This is a genomic window from Roseateles aquae (assembly GCF_032337115.1).
GTDB classification, from domain to species: domain Bacteria; phylum Pseudomonadota; class Gammaproteobacteria; order Burkholderiales; family Burkholderiaceae_C; genus Roseateles_C; species Roseateles_C aquae.
In genome coordinates this window covers 176629-198890 of record NZ_JAVXZY010000006.1, presented here as the reverse complement: position 1 = coordinate 198890, position 22262 = coordinate 176629, and the positions used below count along the sequence as shown (strand labels likewise).

General features: G+C 66.9%; 20 protein-coding genes. 14 read left to right on the top strand and 6 right to left on the bottom strand.

Annotated elements, in window-relative coordinates:
• The first annotated feature begins 21 nt into the window (after positions 1-21).
• Positions 22-1137: an alanine dehydrogenase gene (gene ald, locus RQP53_RS15645; RefSeq protein ID WP_315651545.1), complete on the top strand. Its 1116-nt coding sequence runs from the start codon at positions 22-24 to the stop codon at positions 1135-1137.
• Positions 1138-1263: 126 nt separating this feature from the next.
• Positions 1264-1710, top strand: a complete 447-nt coding sequence (locus RQP53_RS15640; protein WP_315651543.1) for a YybH family protein — start codon at positions 1264-1266, stop codon at positions 1708-1710.
• Between the two features lie 9 nt (positions 1711-1719).
• On the opposite strand, the gene RQP53_RS15635 is transcribed toward RQP53_RS15640, so the two are convergent.
• Positions 1720-3060 (bottom strand): cytochrome-c peroxidase, encoded by a 1341-nt coding sequence (locus RQP53_RS15635; RefSeq protein WP_315651541.1) that lies wholly within the window; start codon positions 3058-3060, stop codon positions 1720-1722.
• 70 nt (positions 3061-3130) lie between these two features.
• Here RQP53_RS15635 and RQP53_RS15630 point away from each other — a divergent pair, with 70 nt between their 5' ends.
• From RQP53_RS15630 to RQP53_RS15610, 5 genes are all read left to right on the top strand, one after another.
• On the top strand, positions 3131-3559 hold the full coding sequence (locus RQP53_RS15630) for a hypothetical protein (protein WP_315651539.1): 429 nt from the start codon (positions 3131-3133) through the stop codon (positions 3557-3559).
• A gap of 105 nt (positions 3560-3664) precedes the next feature.
• The gene (locus RQP53_RS15625) at positions 3665-5161 is read left to right on the top strand and encodes an ATP-binding protein (RefSeq protein ID WP_315651537.1); all 1497 of its coding nucleotides are present in this window, start codon (positions 3665-3667) and stop codon (positions 5159-5161) included.
• Positions 5158-5865, top strand: coding sequence for a response regulator (locus tag RQP53_RS15620; RefSeq protein WP_315651535.1), 708 nt, complete (start codon positions 5158-5160; stop codon positions 5863-5865). The genes RQP53_RS15625 and RQP53_RS15620 overlap by 4 nt, the downstream gene beginning before the upstream one ends.
• A gap of 83 nt (positions 5866-5948) precedes the next feature.
• On the top strand, positions 5949-6650 hold the full coding sequence (locus RQP53_RS15615; protein WP_315651533.1) for a M23 family metallopeptidase: 702 nt from the start codon (positions 5949-5951) through the stop codon (positions 6648-6650).
• Positions 6651-6730: 80 nt separating this feature from the next.
• Entirely contained in the window at positions 6731-7030 is a 300-nt protein-coding gene (locus tag RQP53_RS15610; protein ID WP_315651531.1) for an ElaB/YgaM/YqjD family protein, read from the top strand.
• A gap of 50 nt (positions 7031-7080) precedes the next feature.
• On the opposite strand, the gene RQP53_RS15605 is transcribed toward RQP53_RS15610, so the two are convergent.
• Positions 7081-9339 (bottom strand): putative bifunctional diguanylate cyclase/phosphodiesterase, encoded by a 2259-nt coding sequence (locus RQP53_RS15605; RefSeq protein WP_315651529.1) that lies wholly within the window; start codon positions 9337-9339, stop codon positions 7081-7083.
• A 365-nt stretch (positions 9340-9704) separates the two neighbouring features.
• On the opposite strand from RQP53_RS15605, the gene RQP53_RS15600 reads away from it, so the two are divergent.
• The gene (locus RQP53_RS15600; RefSeq protein WP_315651528.1) at positions 9705-10127 is read left to right on the top strand and encodes a phage holin family protein; all 423 of its coding nucleotides are present in this window, start codon (positions 9705-9707) and stop codon (positions 10125-10127) included.
• Positions 10127-10552, top strand: coding sequence for a hypothetical protein (locus RQP53_RS15595; protein ID WP_315651525.1), 426 nt, complete (start codon positions 10127-10129; stop codon positions 10550-10552). Before RQP53_RS15600 ends, RQP53_RS15595 begins: the two co-directional genes overlap by 1 nt.
• A 19-nt stretch (positions 10553-10571) precedes the next feature.
• On the opposite strand, the gene RQP53_RS15590 is transcribed toward RQP53_RS15595, so the two are convergent.
• Together RQP53_RS15590 and RQP53_RS15585 are read right to left on the bottom strand one after the other, a co-directional pair.
• The gene (locus RQP53_RS15590) at positions 10572-12965 is read right to left on the bottom strand and encodes a YgiQ family radical SAM protein (protein WP_315651523.1); all 2394 of its coding nucleotides are present in this window, start codon (positions 12963-12965) and stop codon (positions 10572-10574) included.
• Positions 12966-13086: 121 nt separating this feature from the next.
• The gene (locus RQP53_RS15585; RefSeq protein WP_315651522.1) at positions 13087-13791 is read right to left on the bottom strand and encodes a TetR family transcriptional regulator; all 705 of its coding nucleotides are present in this window, start codon (positions 13789-13791) and stop codon (positions 13087-13089) included.
• A gap of 186 nt (positions 13792-13977) precedes the next feature.
• Here RQP53_RS15585 and RQP53_RS15580 point away from each other — a divergent pair, with 186 nt between their 5' ends.
• Genes RQP53_RS15580 through RQP53_RS15570 form a run of 3 tightly spaced genes read left to right on the top strand, consistent with a single transcriptional unit; the run spans position 13978 to position 19818 of the window.
• Positions 13978-15213 (top strand): efflux RND transporter periplasmic adaptor subunit, encoded by a 1236-nt coding sequence (locus tag RQP53_RS15580; protein ID WP_315651519.1) that lies wholly within the window; start codon positions 13978-13980, stop codon positions 15211-15213.
• 15 nt (positions 15214-15228) lie between these two features.
• Positions 15229-18402: an efflux RND transporter permease subunit gene (locus RQP53_RS15575; protein ID WP_315651517.1), complete on the top strand. Its 3174-nt coding sequence runs from the start codon at positions 15229-15231 to the stop codon at positions 18400-18402.
• A 15-nt stretch (positions 18403-18417) separates the two neighbouring features.
• Positions 18418-19818 carry an efflux transporter outer membrane subunit gene (locus RQP53_RS15570; RefSeq protein ID WP_315651516.1) on the top strand — a complete coding sequence of 467 codons (1401 nt, stop codon included), beginning with the start codon at positions 18418-18420 and terminating at the stop codon, positions 19816-19818.
• 83 nt (positions 19819-19901) lie between these two features.
• On the opposite strand, the gene RQP53_RS15565 is transcribed toward RQP53_RS15570, so the two are convergent.
• Positions 19902-20099, bottom strand: a complete 198-nt coding sequence (locus RQP53_RS15565) for a hypothetical protein (protein WP_315651514.1) — start codon at positions 20097-20099, stop codon at positions 19902-19904.
• 366 nt (positions 20100-20465) lie between these two features.
• Positions 20466-20672 carry a cold-shock protein gene (locus RQP53_RS15560; protein WP_285235527.1) on the bottom strand — a complete coding sequence of 69 codons (207 nt, stop codon included), beginning with the start codon at positions 20670-20672 and terminating at the stop codon, positions 20466-20468.
• Between the two features lie 28 nt (positions 20673-20700).
• Here RQP53_RS15560 and RQP53_RS15555 point away from each other — a divergent pair, with 28 nt between their 5' ends.
• Both RQP53_RS15555 and RQP53_RS15550 read left to right on the top strand, forming a co-directional pair.
• Positions 20701-20886: a hypothetical protein gene (locus RQP53_RS15555; RefSeq protein ID WP_315651512.1), complete on the top strand. Its 186-nt coding sequence runs from the start codon at positions 20701-20703 to the stop codon at positions 20884-20886.
• A gap of 124 nt (positions 20887-21010) precedes the next feature.
• Complete coding sequence (locus RQP53_RS15550; protein ID WP_315651510.1) at positions 21011-22261, top strand: serine hydrolase domain-containing protein; 1251 nt, start codon at positions 21011-21013, stop codon at positions 22259-22261.
• Position 22262 lies beyond the last annotated feature (1 nt).

The following is a 22262-nucleotide window of genomic DNA, read 5'->3' as shown; positions in this document are numbered from 1 at the left end:
TCACAACTATGGAGACAAGCGATGAAGATCGGATGCCCGAAGGAAATCAAGAACCACGAATACCGCGTGGGCCTGACCCCGGCCAGCGTGCGTGAGCTCACCAGCCGCGGCCACAGCGTGCTGGTGCAGACCCAGGCCGGCGCGGCCATCGGCCTCGCCGATGAGCAATACGTCGCCGCTGGCGCGCAGATTGCGCCTGATGCCGCGACGGTGTTCGCGCAGAGCGAGATGATCGTCAAGGTCAAGGAGCCGCAGCCGCAGGAATGCGCGATGCTGCGCGAAGGCCAGATCCTCTACACCTATCTGCACCTGGCGCCGGACCCGGAACAGACCGCGGCCCTGGTCAAGAGCGGCGCCATCTGCATTGCCTACGAAACCGTCACTGGCCCCGGCGGCGGCCTGCCGCTGCTGGCGCCGATGAGCGAGGTGGCCGGCCGCATGTCCATCCAGGCCGGTGCCGCCCATCTGGAGAAGAGCAAGGGCGGCATGGGCGTGCTGCTCGGCGGCGTGCCCGGCGTGGCACCGGCACATGTGGTCATCATCGGCGCCGGCGTCGTCGGCACCCATGCGCTGCAGATGGCCGTCGGCCTGGGTGCCCGGGTGACGGTGCTGGACAAGAGCGTCGACCGCCTGCGCCAGCTCGATCTTGTCTTTGGCAATCGCATCACCACGCAGTACTCGAATGTGCAGAGCGTCGAGGAAGCGGTGCTGTCGGCCGATCTGGTCATCGGTGGCGTGCTGATCCCTGGCGCTGCGGCGCCCAAGCTGGTGACGCGCGAGATGGTGTCGCGGATGAAGAAGGGCGCCGTCATCGTCGACGTCGCGATCGACCAGGGTGGCTGCTTCGAGACCTCGCATGCCACCACCCATGCCGAGCCAACCTTTGTCGTCGATGGCGTGGTGCACTACTGCGTCGCCAATATGCCGGGTGCCGTGGCGCGCACCTCCACCTTCGCGCTCAATAACGCCACCATTGCACATGCGGTGGCACTGGCCGACAAGGGCTGGAAGCAGGCCCTGAAGGACAACCCGCATCTGAAGGCCGGTCTGAACGTGGCCCAGGGGCAGGTCACTTACGAAGCCGTGGCGCGGGATCTGGGCTACCCCTACGTCAGCGCCGATACCTTGATCGGCTGATCCGCCATTGCCGCCGCCGGCCTTCGTGGCCGGACGGCGGGGTTTCGTCCCAGTCTTTGGTCATGCAAACGCCGCCAGCATAGGCTGAGGCGGTGTTTGCATGGAACTTGCCAAGGACAGATAGCAATGAAACTCCGCCCACCGCCTCTGGTGCTTGCCGCCCTGATGGCCTGCAGCACGGCGTTTGCCACCCCCTGTGACAGGGCGGCGACCGAGTCGCTGCTGGCACGCATTGACGCCGCCTGGCAGGCCCGCGACAGCCAGGCGATGGCGGCGCTGTATGCGCCGCAAGCCAGCCTGGCGATCAACGCCGGTGCCATCAAGGCGCAGGGGCGCGAAGCCGTGCGCAAGACCTTCCATGCGCTCTTCGCCGAGATTGAGGCGGGCAATGTCCACCAGCTGAGCCTGCGTTTGATCAGCGAGCACGGTGCCGTCTGTGTGGTTGACGCGGTCGCCGCGGTTGGCGTTCCCGGGGACCAGCAGCGCTTTGTTGGCACCTATGTGCTGGCCGAGCAAGCGGCGCCGAGCGCCGGTCTGCAGATCCTTGCCGCCCGCGCCACGGAAATACGCTGAAAATCGGCGTTATTGAGTTGGATTGCTGCTGACGAGGTAGCCGTCACTCAGTGTTTTCAAGAAGGCCACCAGATCGGCACTGTCCTGGGCGTTGAAGGCCGGCCCCTGATTGGCTCGCCGGTTGAATGGCGCACCGCGGTGGACATTGGCCTGGTATGGCGCCGGCAGGTCGTTGTAGCGCTGCACCTGGCCGTTGACGACCGGGTACCAGCGCGCCGGGTCGAGGTCGCGTGTCGCGTAGAAGGCCACCACCTCGTCCAGCGTGTTGAAGCGGCCGTTGTGGAAGTAGGGCGCCGTCAGTGCCACATTGCGCAGGCTGGGCACGCGGAACTTGCCGCACAGGCTGGTCTGCGTGGCCAGATCGCTGCGCTGCGGGCCGCACAGACCCAGGTCGAAGAAGGCCGGGTCCTGGGTCGCATCGCTCTGGTTGCGCGGCACGCCGAGTGCGAAGTAGCGTTGGTTGGTGAACAGGGCGCGCACGCCGGCGCCGCCGCCATTGGCGCCCGCGTTGGCCGGCGGCGTGCTGCTGTGGCACACCGCGCAGTTGCCGCGCTGCGGGTCGTTGAACACGGCCAGGCCGCGCGCTTCCTGGGCGGTGAAGCTGGCCTTGCCGTCCTGCACCGCATCGAACTTGCTGGTGAAGGGATGGAAGTCGGTGGACTGCGCCTGGTAGCCGGCCAAGGCCTGCAGCGAGGCCTGCAGCAGTTGCTCGTCGCTGGCGCTGGCGGGCAGATTGCTGACGCGCAGCAGCTCGGCCAGATAGGGCGTGGCGCGCAGCCGGGCGGCGTAGGCGGCCACGCTTTCATTGGCCATCTCGCTGCTGTTGAACAAGGGGCCGCGTGCCTGGGCGACGCGGTCGTTGGCGCGGCCGTCCCAGAACAGGCCGCCATGGGGGTTGCCCTGCGGGTCGATGCGGAAGGCGCCCGCCTGATCGAGATAGCGGGCGCTCGGTGTGCTGCGCAGGCCCTGCTTGTCCAGGTTCACGCCGCCCAGTGGCAGGAAGCCGCCGGGCGCGTCGCTATGGGCCTGGCTGGCCACATGGCAGCTGGCGCAGGCCTGGCGGCCGCTGCCGGAGAGGCTGCGATCGTGGAACAGCTTGTCGCCCACGCTGGCCACGGTGACGGCAGACGGCGCAGGAGCCGGAGCGGGTGGGGCAGGGGGCGGCGGGCGCAGCGCGGCGATGCTGGCATCGGGCGCCGCCGTGCTGGCCTGTGTACCCGTGCTCTCTGTGCGACCGCCGCCGCAGGCGCTGAGCAGAACGAGCAGGGCGCCGAGCACGCCAAGGGCGAGTTGCTGCGCGCGAGGCGTATGGCTTGCGGGCGCGGCTGTCGTGGTGAAGGGGATCGTCATGGCAGCTCCTTGATCAAGGCTTGGGGGCAGGGCCGCGCGCGCAGCCGGCTTGCATAGGCGCCGCAGGTTCTTGGCGCGCATGACCGGGTTCGGGCGGGCGAGGCGGGCGCGGCAACTGCTCCAGCTTCGTCAGCTGTTCGGCGCTGAGCAGTGCGGCCAGGGCCTTGCGGGTTTGTTCGCGCACTTGCTCATGGGACTGGCGCCTGTCCTGCATCTCGCGTTGATGGCCTTCATGGAGGAGCTGATCGACCTGCGCCGCCTTGTCGGCACTGAGGCCCAAGGCCTGTTGCAGTCTTTGCTGCCGCTGCGCCGCATCAGGCGCTGGTGGGGCTTCGGGTGGCGGTGGTGGCGGTGGTGGCGGTGGTGGCGGGCGCTGGCCCGCGGCCGCCTGGGGGCAGTCCCGTGCGGGCGGCGCAGCGTGGCTGGCGGGTGGATGCAGCAGCGTGATGAACAGCAGGGCGGGGAGAAGATGTCGGACCATGGCAGCTCCTGGGCTTGAGTTGACGTTGGGCCCAGCTTGAGCGCGGAAGGCGCAGCGACGATGGAGGAACTGTGGAGAAGCTCTCCACATTTGTATCGGCGTGTCTGACTAAGATCGGCGCCTATGCGTTTCCGACTGGTCCATCAGATATCTGCATTGCTGCTGGGCACCGTGGCGCTGGCGGTGGTGGCGATGGGCGGGCTGGTGGCCTGGAATCTGCGCTCGGGCTTCAGCGAATACCTGCGGGCCCAGGACGCCCAGTTTCTCGATCGGGTGATGCTGGTGGCCGAGAACGATTTGCGTCGCCATGGCGGCCTGCCCGATGGGGATCTGCGCGAGCGTCTGCATGCCTGGGTGGATGCGACGGCGCCGCGGCCGCAGCGTCAGCCCGGCTGGGCTTTGGACGAGCCGGCCGATCCGCCGGATGGTGCCGAGCCTGCCGCCCTGCCGCGGCCACCGCGTGGCCTTCGCCGCGATCAGCCACCGCCGCCGCCGCGACCGCCGCGCGATGCGGCGAACTGGGGGCCGCGCCTGTTGCTGCTGAGCCTGGATGGCCAGCTCTTGGCCGGGCGGCGCGAGATGTTCTACCTGCCCGGGCAGACCCGGGCCTTGAAGATCGAAGGCCGCGAGCTGGCGCTGCTGCGTCTGGCTGAACGCGTGGGCGGCGCCGAGGGTGTTGACGCACGCTTTCTGCGGCGCCAATACCTGGGCATTGGCGGCGTGGCCCTGGCCCTGCTGCTGCTGGCCTTGGTGGCAGCCCGATTGCTGGCACGGCGCTGGGTGCGGCCCTTGCAGCAGGCGCAGGCCGCGGCGCGGCGCATGGCACATGGTGAGTTCGAGGTGCGCATTGCCCAGGGCGAGCGCGATGACGAGCTGGCCGAGCTGACCCAGGACCTGAACGCGATGGCGGCCTCGCTGCAGCGGCTGGAATCGGGCCGGCGGCATTGGATCGCCCAGCTCTCGCACGAGCTGCGCACGCCGCTGGCGGTGCTGCGCGGCGAGCTCGAGGCGCTGGCCGATGGCGTACGCCCCTGGGACCGGCGCGCGTTGCAATCGCTGCAGGACGAGGTACGCCGGCTGTCGCGGCTGATTGATGATTTCCATACGCTGGCCTGCTCGGACTTGCGCAGCCTGCCCTGCCGCTTTGCCGAGCTGCAGCCTCAGGCCTTGATCGAGGCGGCTGCCGAACGGGTTCAGGAGCGGGCGCGTGCGGCCGGCCTTCGTCTGCAGCTGGACCTGCCCGCCGAGCTGCCGCCGGTACGCTGGGATGCCGATCGCATCGGCCAGTTACTGGCCAATCTGCTCGAGAACAGCCTGCGCTACACCGATGCACCGGGCCAGATCGTGCTGCGCGCGCGGCGGCTGGGGGCGATGCTGATCATCGATGTGGAAGACAGCGCGCCGGGCCTGCCGCCAGCCGCGCTGGCCCAGGTCTTCGAGCCCTTGTATCGGGCCGAGGCCTCGCGCAGCCGCGCCTCGGGCGGCAGCGGCCTGGGCCTGACGATTGCGCTGGCGCTGGCGCGCAGCCACGGCGGCCGCCTGAGCGCTGAGGCCTCAAGCCTGGGCGGCTTGAGGCTCAGGCTGGAGCTGCCCATCCATCCCCCGGAGGCCATGCGATGACGGCAAACGATGGGCGCCGCCATGTGCTGGTGGTCGAGGATGAACCCAAGCTGGCCAGTCTGCTGTGCGACTACCTGCATGCGGCCGGCTATGTAGCCAGCAGCCTGGGCGACGGCCAGCAGGCCCTGGCGGCGATTCGGGCGCAGCCGCCGGCCGTGCTGCTGCTGGACCTGATGCTGCCGGGCATGGATGGCCTGGAGCTGTGCCGCCAGGTGCGCCAGTTCTCGGCGCTGCCCATCCTGATGTTGAGCGCCCGCGTCGATGAGCTGGACAGGCTGCTGGGGCTGGAACTGGGCGCCGACGACTATCTTTGCAAACCCTACAGCCCGCGCGAGGTGGTGGCCCGGGTGCGCGCGCTGCTGCGCCGCGCCGAAGGGCGTCTGCCGGGGCTGCAGGCCGCTGAGCGCATCACGGTCGGACCCTTCTGCATTGACGATGCTGGACTTCGCCTTTTTCACGGTGATCGCCAGCTGCCGCTGACACCGCTGGAATTCCGCTTGCTGCGCCTGATGCTGGCTCAGCCGGGCCGGGTGTTCTCGCGTGCCCAGCTGCTCGAACAGCTGCACGAGGACTTTCGCGATGTCAGTGATCGCGTCATCGACAGCCATGTGAAGAACATCCGCCGCAAGCTGGCGGCGCTGGAACCGGCGCAGGATCTCATCAGCGCCGTCTACGGCCAGGGCTATCGCCTGGACCTTGGCTGAGTAGCTGTCACGTTATTGGCACGATCGCTGGCTAGACTGAGCCGCCACGCCGCGAGTTGTTCGCGAGGCGTTCAGGAGCATGGATGTCGGAACTCGATCGGCGGGAACACCAGGGTGCGGCCATCAGCTGGCTGGAGCTGCCTTTGCGAGGCGCCTGGGCGGCCTGGCGCACACCGGCCGAATGCGTGCCCAGCCACGGTGTGGATCGCTACGGCCAGCGCTATGCCTACGACTTTGTCCGACTGGACGACGAGCTGGTACAGCCGCATCGCGCCAGCCCCTGGCGCGCCGCTTTTGGCGGCGTGCAGGCGCGCGACTTCCTGGCCTGGGAACAGCCGGTGCTGGCGCCGTTGGCCGGCGATGTGGTGGCGGTGGGCGAGGGCTGGCCCGACCATCTGCGCGTGCATCAGCCCTGGCAGGCGCTGCGTGAGCGCTTCTGGCCGGCGCGGCCAAGCGGCGCAGACTGGCGGCCGCTGGTCGGCAACTACCTGCTGCTGCGTTCGGCGGTCGGCTACCTGCTGTGTGCCCATCTGCGCGAAGGTTCGCTGCGGCTGCGGGTCGGCGACAGCGTCAATCCGGGCGATGAAATGGCGGCGGTGGGAAATTCCGGCCAGAGCAGCATGCCGCATCTGCATCTGCAACTGATGGACGGGCCGGATCTGCATCAGGCCGGCGGCCGGCTCTGCGGCTTCAGGCGCTACGAACGGCTCTCCGCCGGCCAGTGGTTGCCGGTGCGGGCCGGCCTGCCCGAGCGGCTGCAGCAGGTGCGCTCGCTGGCCGTTTGAACGGCCCTTGAGCCCGCAGATGGCGTACTCGGCGCAACAGGTGTAAAACAGAACCCCACCAACCACGCGGGGAGATGATGATGTCTGAACTGAGCCAAGCCCAGAAGGAGCGCCTGATCAGCGATCTGCATGCTGTCGTCGCCGAGGCTGAATCGCTGCTCAAGGCCACGGCCGGCCAGGCCGGCGAGGGGGCTGCCGAATTGCGCGCCAAGGTGCAGGCCAGCCTGGATCGCGCCCGCCGCGGGCTGCACGAGTTGCAGGATGCCGCGCGCGAAAAAGCCAAGGCGGCCGATGCCTATGTGCACGAAAAGCCCTGGCAGGCCATCGGTGTGGCCGCTGGCATCGGCCTGCTGCTGGGCATGTTGATCGCGCGGCGTTGAGCCGGCCATCTTGAAGCGGCGCCCTTGAACCGGCGCCGCCCGGCCCGGCCTCAGGCTGAGGCGGGGCGCTTCTCCATCAGCCAGCGCTCCAGATCCTCGGCCGGCATCGGCCGGGCGAACAGATAGCCCTGGCCTTCATGGCAGCCCAGCGCCAACAGCTGCTGGCGCTGCTCTTCGGTTTCGATGCCCTCGGCAATGACGCGCATGCCCAGGCCGCAACCGAGATTGACCACCATCTGCGCAATCGTCGAGCCGGCGCTGGAGTTCTGCGCTTCGCGAACGAAGGCGCGGTCGATCTTCAGCCGCTCAACCTGCAGCTGGCGCAGCTGGCTCAGCGAGGAGAAGCCGGTGCCGAAGTCGTCAATGGCGACGGTGGCGCCGGTGTTGCGGATTTCCGCCAGCACGCGCAGCACCATATCGATGTCTTCCATCGCCATCGATTCGGTGATTTCCAGTTCCAGGCTGTTGCCGGACACCCCGGCATCAGCCAACGCCGAGCACAGCGTGGTGATGAACTCCGGGTGGCGGAACTGCGCCATCGAGATGTTGACGGCGATGCGGAAGTCGCTATGGCCCTGGTCGAGCAGGCGGCGCAGCTGGTGCAGCGAGCTGCGCAGCACGAACTCGCCAATGCTGACGATCAGCCCGGATTGCTCGGCCAGCGGAATGAACTGATCCGGCGGCACGAACTGACCCTCGGCGGTGCGCCAGCGCAGCAGTGCCTCGGCAGCGATCGGCCGGCCGGTGGGCAGATCGACCTGCGGCTGGTAGACCACGAACAGGCGTTTTTCCTCGAAGCTGGCGCGCAGGCCCTTGAGCAGCTTGAAGCGCTCGCGCGCATCGACGCCCATCGCCGAGGAGAAGTATTGCGAGGAACCGCGATGCTGCTGCTTGGCCCGCTTCAGTGCGATCTGGGCATCGAGCAGCAACTCGGAACCGACCGAGCTGGACTCGGCCAGGCGCACCAGACCGGTCGTAGCCGAGAGCTGCAGCCGCTCGCCGGCGACGATGAAAGGCTCGGCAAAGGCGGCGTGGATGGAATCGGCGTTGACCAGATCCTCCGGGCCCAGCAGGCCAAAGGCATCGGCCGATACGCGCGCCATCGAGGTGTTGAAGCCGAGCTGATCGGCCAGGCGCACGACCACGGCGCGCAGCACCTGGTCGCCAAAGCGGTGGCCGAAGGCGTCGTTGATCTCGGCGAAGTCGTCGAGGTCGATCAACGCCAGCGTGATGCCCTCGGGCTTCTTCAGGTTCTGCTCCAGCAGCTCGATGAAGCGGGTGCGGTTGGGCAGATGCAGCAGCTGGTCGTTGTAGGCGTGGTCGAGCAACTGCCCGTAGAGCACCACGTTCTCGAAGCCAACGACGATGTTGGAACAGAAGGCCTGCAGCAACTGCTGATCCAGACCATCGAGCGGCCGGCCGACATCGACCAGCGCCGCCATGGCCCGCCCATTGGACAGGCCGAAGTACATGCAAGTGCCTTCATCGTAGATGCTGCGCTTCTCGACCAGGCAGCGCTCAAGCAGCTTGCGCACCCGCTGCACCTGCACGCCGCCCAGCGGCGCGTTGATCAGGCCGCTGTACTGGCCGGCAGCCGCGACGATGCGGGCCTGATCCTCGGTGTCGCCGCTGACCTGGGCGCAGACCAGGCCTTCGGGCAATATGCCCAGCAGCGCGCAGAGCTGGGTGACCACGCCTTCGGCGAAACGATGCAGGCCGCGCAGGCGGCTCAGCTCGGTGCTGGCCTCGACAATCAACTCCAGGCCCTTGCGATTGGTTTCCAGCGCGCGGATCTGCCGGTAAGAGCGGATCGCGGCGGTCAGCACGGTGTACAGCCGCGTGCGGGTCAGCTCGGACTTGGTCTTGTAGTCGTTGATGTCATAGGCCTGCACCGTCTCGATCTCGGGGGCATAGCCAGGCTGGCCGGTACGCAGCACGATGCGCACGGCGCGCAACCGCAGTTCATCACGGATGAAGCGCACCAGCTGCAAGCCAGCGTCTTCAGATTCCATCACCACATCGAGCAGCACAACGGCAAGGTCGGGCTCGCTGGCCAGCATGGTGCGTGCAGCGGCGGCCGAATTGGCGTGCAGGAAGGCCAAAGGTTGGCCCTCGACCAGCAGGCCTTGCATGGCCAGCTCGGTGGCCTTGTGCACATCGGCATCGTCATCGACGATGAGGATGCGCCAGGGTTGGCGTCCTAGATCGGCGGCCTCGTCATCGTGGTGCTCGGGGCCATCAAGGAATTGCAGCAAGTCGTCGTCGTCGTGCTCGACGCTGGAGTCTGCCAGGCTGGGGGTCTCAGGCATGAAGCAATTCCTGTGCGACGGGGTCAGGCGATATCAGGGTGGCCGTTCAAGCACGTGCGGTCCAGGCGTGAGCTTACACGCGATACGCGTTGTCTACAGCATGGACTCAAAACGGCGCTCATGGGGCTGATTGTGCGATGGGCATTCAGTCTATGCCTAAATGTCCATCAAAGCGGCGACCCTGAATGGGCGATCAAGCGTTGTGGAGCGGTGTAGATCGCTGCTTTGCCCCTCAGGCCTGCCACCAGGCTCAGGGTTTGTCTGCGCTTCCTGGCCGCCCAGGTGCAGCGTATTTGCGACGCTTATTGAGGCCCGCCGTCGCATGGGGCGCACAATGGCTGACGGCAAGATTAAGAAACGGGCCCATGAGCGCAGACGCAGAGCCTTCCACGCAGTCCCCCGACGAGGGCTCGGCCGCTGCCGCATCGGCGGCCACGCCGGGCTTGCGTCAATTAGGCGCCAAGGGGCTGGAGCTGCTGAGCCTGCGGGCCGAACTGTTGGCCACCGAATTGGAGGCCGAGAAGCTGCGCTGGTTCGAGTCCTTGGCCTGGCTGGCCTTGCTGCTCCTGTTCGCCTCGGCGGCGCTGGCCATGCTCAGTCTCGGCCTGGTCTGGCTGGTGCCGGCCGGCTGGCGCTGGGCCGCGGCCCTGGCGCTGGGCCTGATCTATGCGCTGCTGGCCTGGACGCTCTGGCAACGGGCTCAGCGCGCCATGGCGGGCACGGGCAGCCCCTTTGCCAAGACGTTTGAAGAGCTGGCGCGAGATCGTGCCAGTCTGGGAGAGGGCTGATGTTTGAGCAGCGACGCGCCGAACTGCTGCAGCGCCAGCTGGAACTGCGGCTGCGCAATGCCGAGCTGCGCGCCGAGATGGTCGCTGGATTGAATGCGGTCGATCAGCGCTGGCAGCGCTTGAACGGTGTGCTCGGGCCGCTGCGCCAGCTGTGGCAGCTGGGCGGGCGTGGGAGCCAGGCCGGAGCCTTGGGCCTGGTCGGGGCGCTGGCGGCTGGCTTGACCTGGCTGGCCCGGCGTCGCGATGGCGCAGCGGGTAGCGAGGCCTTGGCCGGCGTGTCGCGTTGGCTGGGCCTCATGCGCAGCGGCATGCGCTTGTGGCGGCTCTGGCGTGAATTGGACGCCCAGGCAGCGACGCCAAACCCGGTCGGAGCCGCAGCACAGGCAGACCAGTCAGCCCAGTCAGACGGCACTGCGCCGGGCTGAAGGCCATTGCAGACCTTGATTAGCGCGGCTTGCGAGGCCCCGGTTTTCCCGATTTGACCCCGGTCGTGACGCTGGGCTTGCCGCCTTGGCTACCCATCGTCTTTGATGCTGGCCGTGCGCCGGTCTGGCGCGGCGGCAGGCCGGTGTGTTGGGTCAAGACCTGACCCCGCTTCGGTTGCGCCACCGTGCCACGGGCCTGCTTGGCCAGCGGCTTGGCGACCGAGGTCTTGACGCCGGTCGGCGTCGAGTTCTTGCGCCGGGCGCTTTCATAGCTGCCGTCGGTGACCGGCTGGTAGGTCGGGATCAGATGGTGCTTGCCATTGCCGATCAGGTCGGCCCGGCCCATGGCCTGCAAGGCCTCGCGCAGCATCGGCCAGTTGTTGGCATCGTGGTAGCGCAGGAAGGCTTTGTGCAGCCGGCGGCGGCGTTCGCCGCGGACGATGTCCACCGTTTCGCTGTCGCGGGTGACCTTTTTCAGCGGGTTCTTGTTCGAGTGGTACATCGCCGTGGCCGTGGCCATGGGGCTGGGGTAGAAGGTTTGCACCTGGTCGGCGCGGAATCCGTTCTTCTTCAGCCAGATGGCGAGGTTCATCATGTCCTCGTCGGCGGTGCCGGGGTGGGCGGCGATGAAGTAGGGGATCAGGTACTGCTTCTTGCCAGCTTCTTCGCTGGCCTGCTCAAACAGCTGCTTGAACTTGTCGTAGGTGCCGATGCCCGGCTTCATCATCTTGGACAGCGGGCCGCCCTCGGTGTGCTCGGGCGCGATCTTCAGATAGCCGCCGACATGGTGCGTCACCAGCTCCTTGATGTACTCGGGGGACTTGATCGCCAGGTCGTAGCGCAGGCCGGAGCCGATCAGGATCTTCTTCACGCCCTTCAGCGCACGGGCGCGGCGGTACATCTGGATCAGCGGGCCGTGGTCGGTCTGCAGGTTCTGGCAGATGTCTGGATAGACGCAGGAGGGCTTGCGGCAGGCGGCCTCGATCTCCGGCGATTTGCAGCCGATGCGGTACATATTCGCCGTCGGGCCGCCGAGGTCCGAGATCACGCCGGTGAAGCCCTTGACCTTGTCGCGGATCTCTTCGATCTCGCGGATCACCGAGTCTTCCGAGCGGCTCTGGATGATGCGGCCTTCGTGCTCGGTGATCGAGCAGAAGGTGCAGCCACCAAAGCAGCCGCGCATGATGTTGACGCTGAAGCGGATCATCTCCCAGGCCGGGATCTTGGTCGCGCCGTCGTGGCTGCCGTTCTCATCGGCATAGCGCGGGTGCGGCGCGCGGGCATAGGGCAGGTCGAAGACATGATCCATCTCCGCCGTTGTCAGCGGGATTGGCGGCGGGTTGACCCACAGATCACGTTCGCCGTGGCGCTGCACCAGCGCCCGGGCATTGCCGGGATTGGTTTCCAGATGCAGCACGCGATTGGCGTGGGCGTAGAGCACCGGATCGGCGCGCACCTGCTCGTAAGACGGCAGGCGCAGCACGGTCTTCTCGCGTGGCGGCAGCGCCAGCTTGCCGCTGTGCTTGTGCTCAGTCTTGCGATGGATGGTGATGGGCTGTTCGCTTGGGGCCTGGACCTGGCCGGTGACGCAGCCGGCCGCCTTGTCGGCGGCGGTCTGCTCGACGGTCTGGTAGGGGCTGATCAGCTCGTCGATGCGGCCCACCTGGTCGACCGAGCTGGAGTCCAGCTCGAACCAACCCTCGGCCGTCGGGTCGACGCTGCGGCGCATGAAGGCGGTGCCGCGCACATCGGTGATGCTCTCGACCGGCTTGCGCTGGGCCAGCCGGTGGGCGATTTCGATGATGGCCCGCTCGGCATTGCCGTACACCAGCAGATCGGCCTTGGCGTCGACCAGGATGGAGCGGCGCACCTTGTCGCTCCAGTAGTCGTAATGGGCAATGCGGCGCAGCGAGGCCTCGATGCCGCCGATCACCACCGGCACATCGTTCCAGGCTTCCTTGCAGCGCTGGGTGTAGACCAGGGTGGCGCGGTCGGGCCGCTTGCCGCCTTCGCCGCCGGGGGTGTAAGCGTCGTCGCTGCGCAGCTTGCGGTCGGCCGTGTAGCGGTTGATCATCGAATCCATATTGCCGGCGGCGACGCCGAAGAACAGATTCGGCTTGCCCAGCACCTTGAAGGGGTCGCAGCTCTGCCAGTCCGGCTGCGCGATGATGCCGACGCGAAAGCCCTGCGCTTCCAGCGTGCGCCCGATCACCGCCATGCCGAAGCTGGGGTGGTCCACATAGGCGTCGCCGGTGACGATGATGATGTCGCAGGAGTCCCAACCCAGTTGCTCCATTTCCTGACGGCTCATCGGCAGGAACGGCGCCGTGCCAAAGCGCTTGGCCCAGAAGGGGCGGTAGGCCGTCAGGGCCTTGCTGGCTTTGGGGGGCTGGATGGCGGGATGGGCAGACACGGCGGGCTTTCTGTTCGGGCGGCAGCGGGGCAACCCTAGATTGTCTCAAGTCTCGGTGCAAACCCGGCCATGCCCGGCCGGATTCAAGGGCATTGCCTGTGGCTTTGTTGGCGGCGTTGCCTCAGTCGGCGGCAGCGCTGCGTCGGCAGACGCTCTGTTGGCCCAACCGGGCGCGTTCCTCGGTCGTCATCGGCGGCAGCAGGGCGGGGCCGCCGTGACCCAGGCCATTGAGAAAGCGCTCGACCGCGGCCTGCCCGATGGCGACCAGATCAAAGCTTTCGGGGTCCAGAATCCACTGGTGGATCAGCCCGTCGACCAGGGCAACAAGTGCGATGGCGGCCAGGCGCGTGTCCAGGCCAGCCAGCAACTGGCCCTGGGCCGCGGCGTGGTCGAAGGCGGCGCGGTTCTGCTCGCGCCAGTCGCGGTGGGCGGCGATCTTGCGTTCCTGCAGCGCCTGCAACTCGCCGGTGTACTCGACCTTCTTCATCGCGATCTCGAACACCCGCCGGGTGCGCTCGCTGTGCATGGCCAGGAAGAAGACGTTGACCAGGCCGAAGCGCAATTCGGCCAGCGTCAGCTGTGGCGCCTCGGCCAGTGCCGGGCTCATGCCTTCTTCGAGCGGCATGGTGGCGCGTTCCATCATCGCGTTGAAGAGCTGGGCCTTGTCCTCGAAATGCCAGTAGACGGCGCCGCGGGTGACGCCGGCGGCCTCGGCGATGTCCTGCAGCGAGGTGCGCGATACGCCCCGCTGATGGAACAGCTGTTCCGCCGCGTCGAGCAGGCGGTTGCGGGTCTCCTGGGCTTCTTGCTTGGTTTTCCTGGCCATGGTGCAGGGATTTTAGGTCATTAAACATACATACGCGAATGTATGTATATACTGCTGCCAAATCTTGTCGAGGCCGACAGGCATGCTTCGTCATTGACCTGACTGCTTGATCTGCGACAAGCTGCAACGATCGGAACCGCAATGACCACTCCAACACCCACATCGCCCAGAGAGGACTACACCGTGATGTCAGTGAAACCTGCTGCTCAAGAGACCACTGTGTCGCTGGGCTTTGGCGCTCGCGCGCTGTACCTGCTTCCCCTGGCCGTTGCCATTGCCGCGGCGCTGAGCGCCTGCGGTGGCGGCGACAAGCCCGGCGCCGGCCCGGCCGGTGGCGGCATGCCGCCGGCGCCGGTCGGCATCATCAAGGCCGAATTGCAAGCGGTGGGCCTGCAGACCGAGCTGCCCGGCCGCGTCGAGGCGCTGCGCAGCGCCCAGGTGCGGGCGCGCGTCAACGGTGTGGTGCTGAAGCGCCTGTTCACCGAGGGCAGCGAGGTCCGCGAGGGCCAGCCGCTGTTCCAGATCGACCCGGCGCCCTACCAGGCGCAGTTCGACAGCGCCCAGGCCCAGCTGGCCCGCGCCCAGGCCAATGTGGCCCAGGCGGTGGCCCAGGCCGAACGCAACAAGCCGCTGGCCGAAGCCAAGGCCATCAGCCAGCAGGAGTACATCGCTTCCGTTGCGGCCGCCAAGGCCGCCGAGGCCGATGTCGCCGCGGCCAAGGCCGCCGTGCAAAGCGCCAAGCTGAACTTGGACTACGCCGCGGTGCGCGCGCCGATCTCCGGCCGCATCGGCCGTGCGCTGGTGACCGAGGGCGCGCTGGTCAGCGCCGCCGAGGCGACCCAGCTGGCCTTGATCCAGCAGACCGACAAGGTCTACGTCAACTTCACCCAGAGCGCCAACGAGGTGCAGCAGCTGCGTCGCGCCCTGGCCGGCGGCAAGCTGCGCGCCGGCGCCAGCTCGGCCCAGGTGCGTGTGGTGCTGGACGATGGCAGCGAGCTGGCCCAGCCCGGCAAGCTGCTGTTCACCGACCTCAGCGTTGACGCCGGTTCGGGTCAGGTGCTCTTGCGCGCCGAAGTGGCCAACCCGGGCGCGGCCCTGCTGCCTGGCCAGTATGTGCGGGTGCGCATGTCGCAGGGCGAGCTGCCTGGCGGCATCCTGCTGCCGCAGCAGGCGGTCAAGCGCAGCAATCAGGGCGATACCGTGCTGGTCGTCGGCGCTGGCAACAAGCCCGAGCCGCGGCCGGTCAAGATCGGCTCTGCCCAGGGCAATCAGTGGGTGGTGCTGGACGGCCTGAAGCCGGGCGAGCAGGTCATCGTCGATGGCTTCCAGAAGATGTTTGTGCCCGGTGCGCCGGTGAGCCCGATGCCCTGGTCGCCGGCCGCCTCGGCCGCTGCGCCTGCCGCTTCCGCGGCCAGCCGTTGATCGGAGGCCACAGTCATGGCACGTTTCTTCATTGACCGGCCGGTCTTTGCCTGGGTGATCGCGCTGTTCATCCTGGTCTTCGGTGCGGTCTCCATCACCAAGCTGCCGATTTCGCAGTACCCGACGGTGGCGCCGCCGGCCTTGTCCATCAACGTGGTCTATCCCGGCGCCTCGGCCAAGACGCTGGATGAAAGCGTTATTTCCATCATCGAGCAGGAGCTCAACGGCGCGCCGCGTCTGGCCTATCTGGAGTCGGTCAGCCAGGCCAATGGCACCGGCGCCATCACCGTGACCTTCGAACCCGGCACCAATCTGGAACTGGCCCAGGTCGAGGTGCAAAACCGCCTGAGCCGGGCCTCGCCGCGGCTGCCTTCGGCGGTGGTACAGCAGGGGGTGCGCATCGACAAGGCAGGCAACAACTTCCTGCTCTTTGTGATGCTGTCGAGCAAGACCGGCGCGCTGGACCCCAAGGCGCTGGGCGACTATGCGGCGCGCAATATCGTGCCCGAGCTGCAGCGTTTGCCCGGCATCGGCCAGGCCCAGCTGTTCGGCACCGAGCGTGCGATGCGCATCTGGCTGGACCCGGCCAAGCTGCTCTCTTTCGGCATCAGCCCGGTCGAGGTGAATGCCGCGATTCGCGCGCAGAACGCGCTGGTGCCGGCCGGCTCGATCGGCGAGCTGCCGAATCTGTCGGAGCAGACCATGTCGGCCACTGTGGTCGTCAAGGGCCAGCTGGAAACGGTGGACCAGTTCCGCGGCATCGTGCTGCGCGCCAATGCCGATGGCTCCAGCGTGCGGCTGAAGGATGTGGCACGCGTCGAGCTGGGCGGCCAGAGCTACGGCTCCTACTCGCGGCTCAATGGCAAGCCGGCCACCGGCATCGGCATCCAGCTGGCACCGGGCGGCAACGCGCTGGCCTCGGCGACGGCGGTCAAGGAACGGATGGTCGAGCTGAAGCGCTATTTCCCGGCCGATGTGGGCTATGAGATCCCCTACGACTCGTCGAAGTTCGTCAAGATCTCGATCACCCAGGTCGTCGAGACCCTGGTCGAAGCCATCGTGCTCGTCTTCCTGGTGATGTTCCTGTTCCTGCAGAACTGGCGCTACACGCTGATCCCGACGGTGGTTGTGCCGATCGCGCTGCTGGGCACCTTCGCCATCATGTTGTGGCTGGGCTTCTCGATCAATGTGCTGACGCTGTTCGGCATGGTGCTGGCCATCGGCATCCTGGTCGACGATGCCATCGTCGTCGTCGAGAACGTCGAGCGCATCATGAACGAGGAGGGCTTGCCGCCGCTGCAGGCCACGCGCAAGGCGATGAGCCAAATCTCCGGCGCCATCATCGGCATCACCGTGGTGCTGGTGTCGGTGTTCGTGCCCATGGCCTTCTTCGCCGGCTCGGTGGGCAATATCTACCGCCAGTTCTCGCTGGCCATGGTGGCCTCGATGCTGCTGTCGGCGCTGATGGCGCTGACGCTGACGCCGGCCCTGTGCGCCACGCTGCTGAAGCCGGTTGATGCCGGCCATGCCCATGCCAAGGGCGGTTTCTTCGGCTGGTTCAACCGCAGCTTCTCGCGCACCGCCAAGGGCTACGAAGGCTGGGTCGCCAAGCTGCTCAAGCGCAGCGGCCGGATGCTGCTGGTCTACGGCGTGGTGCTGGGCGCGGTGGGCTGGTTCTACACCCGCATGCCGACCTCCTTCCTGCCCAATGAAGACCAGGGCTATCTGATCGTCAATGTGCAGCTGCCGCCGGGCGCGACGGCCAATCGCACCGAGGCGGCGGTCAAGCAGGTCGAGGACTTCATGCTGAAGCAGCCCGAGGTGCAGGATACCGTCGGCGTGATCGGCTTCTCCTTCTCGGGCCAGGGCCAGAACGCCGCGCTGGTGTTCGTGCCGCTGAAGCCCTGGGAAGAGCGCCCGGGCCCGCAGCACAGCGCCTCCGCGCTGGCCGGCCGTGCCTTCGGCGCGATGATGATGGTGCGCGATGCCTTCATCTACCCGCTGTCGCCGCCGCCCATCCCCGAACTGGGCACGGCCACCGGTTTTGCGCTGCGCCTGCAGGATCGCGCTGGCCTTGGCCACGAGGCGCTGCTGAACGCCCGCAACCAGCTGATGGGCATGGCCAGCAAGAGCAAGCTGATCACCGGCATGCGCCCTGATGGTCTGGAAGATGCACCGCAACTGCAGCTGGACATCGACCGCGACAAGGCCAATGCGCTGGGCGTCAGCTACGACGCCGTTGCGGCCGTTATCGGCACGCAGCTGGGCTCGGCCTATGTGAACGACTTCCCGAGCGCCGGCCGTCTGCAGCGCGTCATCGTGCAGGCCGAGGCGGCTGCCCGCATGCAGCCGGAAGACCTGCTGCGCCTGAACGTCAGCAATGCCAAGGGCCAGCCGGTGCCGCTGTCGGCCATCGCCAGCACGCATTGGATCACCGGCCAGATGCAGGCCACGCGATACAACGGCTACCCGGCCATGCGCCTGGCGGGCGACGCGGCGCCCGGTGCTTCGACCGGCGCGGCCATGGCTGAGCTGGAACAGATGGTGGCGCAGCTGCCGGCCGGCATCGGCTATGAATGGACCGGCCTGTCGCGCGAGGAAAAGCTGTCGGGCTCGCAGGCCACCATCCTGCTGGGCTTCTCGCTGCTGGCGGTGTTCCTCTGCCTGGCGGCGCTGTACGAGAGCTGGTCGATCCCGCTGTCGGTGCTGCTGGTGGTGCCGCTGGGCCTGCTCGGCGCGCTGCTGGGCGCGACGATGCGCGGCATGCCCAACGACGTCTACTTCAAGGTCGGCCTGATCACCATCATCGGCCTGTCGGCCAAGAACGCGATCCTGATCATCGAGTTCGCGAAAGACTTGCAGGCCGAGGGCAAGGGCCTGGTCGAGGCGATTCTGGAGGCCTGCCACCTGCGCTTCCGCCCCATCATCATGACCTCGGTGGCCTTCATCCTTGGTGTGGCGCCGCTGTTCTTTGCCACCGGCGCCGGCTCGGCCAGCCAGCGCGCCATCGGTACCGGCGTGCTGTCCGGCATGATTTCGGCAACGGTGCTGGCGGTGTTGTTCGTGCCGGTGTTCTTCCTGGTGGTGCGTCGGCTGTTCAAGGGCAGCGAGCGTGAGCACCGCTTCCACGCCGAACACGCCCATGGCATCCATCACGAGCCTGCCGCCGATGGCGCCAAGGAGCACTGAACAATGAGCAAGACGATGACTTCAACATGGCGATCGCTGCGCCTGGGCGCGCTGGCCACGGCCAGCCTGCTGATGCTGGGCGCGTGCGCCAATCTGGCACCCGAACAGCAAAGCCCGGCCGCGCCGGTGGCGGCGCAGTTCCCCGGGGCAAGCGCCACTAGAGCCACAAACGCGGCAGCAGCGCCGCTGGACTGGACTGCTTACTACCAGGATCAGCGGCTGCGCAAGCTGATTGAACTGGCGCTGCAGAACAACCGCGATCTGCGCGTCGCGCTGCTGAACGTGGAGCAGGCGCGGGCCCAGGCTCGCATCACCGCGGCCAGCCAGCTGCCCACGGTGGGGGCGGGCTTCTCCGCCAGCCGCCAGCCCGACAGCACGGGCAAGAACGTCAACAACTTCCAGGCTGGTTTGCAGATCAGTGCCTATGAGCTCGATCTTTTCGGCAAGCTGCGCAACAACAGTGACGCCGCCACGGCCCGCTATCTGGCCAGCGCCGAAGGCGCGCGAGCCGCGCAGATCAGCCTGATCGGCGCGGTTGCCGCTGCGCAGTTCAGCCTGCAAGCCGATGAAGAGCTGCTGGCCCTGGCCCGCCAGACCCTGGTGTCGCGCGAGGACAGCCACAGGCTGACTCGGCTGCGTTTTGATCAGGGGGCGGCGTCCAGCCTGGAGTTGGCCTCGGCGCAGTCGGCCCTGGAGGCGGCGCGTGCCGCGCTGGCCCAGGCGCAGCGTCAGCGCGATCAGGATGAGAACGCACTGGTGCTGCTGATTGCTCAGCCGCTGCCGGCCGATCTGCCGCCGGCGCAAGGCTTGAATGCGCAGGCGCTCAGCGACATCGCGGCCGGTTTGCCGTCCGAGGTGCTGGTGCAGCGTCCCGATGTGCTGCAGGCCGAGCAGCAGTTGCGCGCCGCCAATGCCAATATCGGCGCGGCGCGTGCGGCCTTCTTCCCCGCGATCACGCTGACCAGCAACGTCGGCACGGCGAGCTCGGAACTGTCGGGCCTGTTCAAGAACACCGTCTGGACCTTTGCCTCGCAGGCCTTGATGCCCATCTTCGATGCCGGACGCAATGAAGCGAATCTGACGGCCGCGAAGGCGGCGCGCGATATCGCCGTGGCGCAGTACGAGAAGAGCATCCAGTCGGCCTTCCGGGAAGTGGCTGACGCACTGAGTGCGCGCAGCACGCTGGCCGAGCAGGCGCGCGCGCAGGACGCGCAGGCGGCGGCCGAGGCCGAGCGGCTGCGCCTGGTCGAGCTGCGTTTTGCCAACGGCGCCTCGAGCAGCCTGGAGCTGCTGGATGCGCAGCGGGCCAGCTTTGCGGCCCGCCAGGCGGCGCTGCAGGTGAGGCTGGCGGCGCTGCAAAGCGGCGTGCAGCTCTACAAGGCCCTGGGCGGGGGTGTTGCCTCGGCCATTCGCTGAGGCTGGTCACCGCACACTGCTGCATACAAGCAAAAAGGGCGGCTCCGCAAGGAGTCGCCCTTTCTCATTTCAGCGCCGCTTTTTCAGTGCAGCTTGCTGACCCAGGCCACGCCTTCGCGGGCCGCATAGGCAAGGGCGGCGCGCTGGGTCGCGAAGCGCGGGGTGAAGCGCATCACGCGATCATGGCTGGCCATGCCCTGGCCGGATCGAATCGAGACCGAGGCTGCATAGCCGCCGTCTTGGGTGGGTTTGGTGAAAGGTGAGACAAGGAAACGCCCCACCTCAATGCTTTTTGTTTGCATAGTCTTTTTGAGGTGTGCGCCTTGATGCTGTCCCTGTGGCGTGAGCCGGGGAAACCGTCTTGGCGCGGATTGCGATAAAGGAATGTGATGCACAACAGTGTGCAGAGCACGGAGGTGGCTTCAAGAGCCGCTGCGCATCGGGTCGCGCAGATGAGTGACACGGGTCACTGCATTCAATCGCAAGGTCACTGTGCTTGAGCCAGTGTTACTTGCGGATAGAGAGCCCGGCACGTCGCCAGGATCTCAGCCTTCCCAGGCCGAATTCACGGCAGAGTGGAAACCGGTTCCGTCTGCCGTTTTCACAACAAGGCCTCAGGCTGCGAGCAGCTGGAGGCCCTTGCGAAATCAAACGCCGCGGATGTTGGCAGCTTGCAGACCCTTGGGGCCTTGCTTGACTTCGAATTCGACCTTCTGGTTTTCAGCCAGGGTGCGGAAGCCGCCGTTGTTGCGGATTTCGCTGTGGTGGGCGAACAGGTCCTTGGTGCCGTCATCGGGAGTGATGAAACCGAAACCCTTGCCGTCGTCGAACCACTTCACGGTGCCAGTCTGGATGCTCATGGTGTTTTCCTAGAAAAAATGGATGAAGAACCTCGAGGCCAAAAGCAGCCGCGAGGACAGAAACACTCAAGAAGCGTCAAACCGGGGAGTTGAAACTGAAGCGAACCAGGAGCGCGCTGAAGAAGCCGGGCTGCGGTTGCTGGAGATTAAGACCTTGAAGAAACAGTCTTGTGCGTATCTATGCACCGAATATAACACAGATTTATAGGCTGCGCCGAAGCCATCGATACAAACAATTACTTGCCTGCCCCCCGCCTTCGGGCTTGGTGGGCTCTGTGCTTTTTGGTGAAATCCATCGCTCACCCGTGATGGGACACGGCGAAGAAAGAATGATGGGGACTGCATTGCGGCTCGGTGTGGCCGGTCTGATCTGTTGCTTGCCGCTGGCGCTCGCCGCGGCGCCGGATGAGTTGCGCCTGGGCCGCGATCAGGGTTATCCGGCCGGCAATGCCAGCAACTGGTTCTTCAGCGAGAGCCTGCGCGTGGGCTCCTTCAGCCATCAGGGCGAGATAGCCGGCGTGCTCAATGGCCGTGTGCACGAGCTGCCGGCCAGCAACCAGCCCATGCCCTTGCGCCGTGCCGCACAAGAGCCGGCCCTGCGCTGGAGCAGCGAGCCCGGCCCGCTGCTGAGCATCGATGATTACCTCGCTCGACACCGGGTGATGGGGCTGATGATCGTCAAGGACGGCGAGGTGCTGGTCGAGCGCTACCAATACGAGCGCGGGCCACAGCATCGATTCGTTTCGCACTCGATGGCCAAGTCCATCGTCTCGCTGGGCATTGGCCTGGCCTTGCGCGAAGGGCGGCTGGGTACGCTGGACGACAAGGCCGAGCGCTATGCGCCACGACTGAAAGGCAGCCTGTATGGCGACACCAGCCTGCGCAATCTCTTGCGCATGAGCTCGGGCGCTCGCTTCGAGGAACGTTACGACGGCCAGGATGATCTGAACCGCTTCGCCGCCATTGCTGCCCGCGACGGGCTGGAGAAGGCCGCTGGTGCGGTGACCGAGCGCAGCGCGCCGCAGGGCACCCGCTTCAACTACTCCAGCGCCGAGACAACGATGCTGGCCGCCGCGCTGCGCGGCGCCAGCGGCCAGAGCCTGGCCGACTACCTCGGCCCGCGGCTGTGGCAGGCCATGGGCGCCGAGCAAAGCGCGCTCTGGCATACCGATCTGACCGGGCTGGAGACGGCGGCCGGCAATTTCAACGCGACGCTGCGTGACTATGCGCGGCTCGGCGTGCTGCTGGCCAATGACGGCGCCCGGCCCGATACCGGCCAGCAGGTCTTGCCACGCGACTACCTGATCGAGGCGACCGACTGGCATCGCCACGCCATGCCCTTCCAGCCGGGCAAGGCGAGCAGCTATTACGGCTATGGCTACCAGTTCTGGACATTCCCAGGCACGCGCCGACGCTTTGCCCTGATGGGCGTGTTCGGCCAGCTGATGTATGTCGATCCGGCCAACAAACTGGTGATGGTGCAGGCGGCCGCCGATGCCACGCCGCAGGCCGGCGCCAGCGGCTTGGCTCGCGATGCCGACGCCCTGTGGCGTGCGCTGGTGACGAGCTACGGGCCCTGGTAGG

Coding starts and splice junctions, on each gene's coding strand:
- ald (WP_315651545.1), top strand. CDS start 22: ATGAAGATCGGATGCCCGAAGGAAATCAAGAACCACGAATACCGCGTG.
- RQP53_RS15635 (WP_315651541.1), bottom strand. CDS start 3,060: ATGACGATCCCCTTCACCACGACAGCCGCGCCCGCAAGCCATACGCCT.
- RQP53_RS15605 (WP_315651529.1), bottom strand. CDS start 9,339: ATGCCTGAGACCCCCAGCCTGGCAGACTCCAGCGTCGAGCACGACGAC.
- RQP53_RS15595 (WP_315651525.1), top strand. CDS start 10,127: ATGTTTGAGCAGCGACGCGCCGAACTGCTGCAGCGCCAGCTGGAACTG.
- RQP53_RS15640 (WP_315651543.1), top strand. CDS start 1,264: ATGAAACTCCGCCCACCGCCTCTGGTGCTTGCCGCCCTGATGGCCTGC.
- RQP53_RS15625 (WP_315651537.1), top strand. CDS start 3,665: ATGCGTTTCCGACTGGTCCATCAGATATCTGCATTGCTGCTGGGCACC.
- RQP53_RS15580 (WP_315651519.1), top strand. CDS start 13,978: ATGTCAGTGAAACCTGCTGCTCAAGAGACCACTGTGTCGCTGGGCTTT.
- RQP53_RS15575 (WP_315651517.1), top strand. CDS start 15,229: ATGGCACGTTTCTTCATTGACCGGCCGGTCTTTGCCTGGGTGATCGCG.
- RQP53_RS15620 (WP_315651535.1), top strand. CDS start 5,158: ATGACGGCAAACGATGGGCGCCGCCATGTGCTGGTGGTCGAGGATGAA.
- RQP53_RS15555 (WP_315651512.1), top strand. CDS start 20,701: ATGAAGAACCTCGAGGCCAAAAGCAGCCGCGAGGACAGAAACACTCAA.
- RQP53_RS15600 (WP_315651528.1), top strand. CDS start 9,705: ATGAGCGCAGACGCAGAGCCTTCCACGCAGTCCCCCGACGAGGGCTCG.
- RQP53_RS15570 (WP_315651516.1), top strand. CDS start 18,418: ATGACTTCAACATGGCGATCGCTGCGCCTGGGCGCGCTGGCCACGGCC.
- RQP53_RS15610 (WP_315651531.1), top strand. CDS start 6,731: ATGTCTGAACTGAGCCAAGCCCAGAAGGAGCGCCTGATCAGCGATCTG.
- RQP53_RS15585 (WP_315651522.1), bottom strand. CDS start 13,791: ATGGCCAGGAAAACCAAGCAAGAAGCCCAGGAGACCCGCAACCGCCTG.
- RQP53_RS15615 (WP_315651533.1), top strand. CDS start 5,949: ATGTCGGAACTCGATCGGCGGGAACACCAGGGTGCGGCCATCAGCTGG.
- RQP53_RS15550 (WP_315651510.1), top strand. CDS start 21,011: ATGGGGACTGCATTGCGGCTCGGTGTGGCCGGTCTGATCTGTTGCTTG.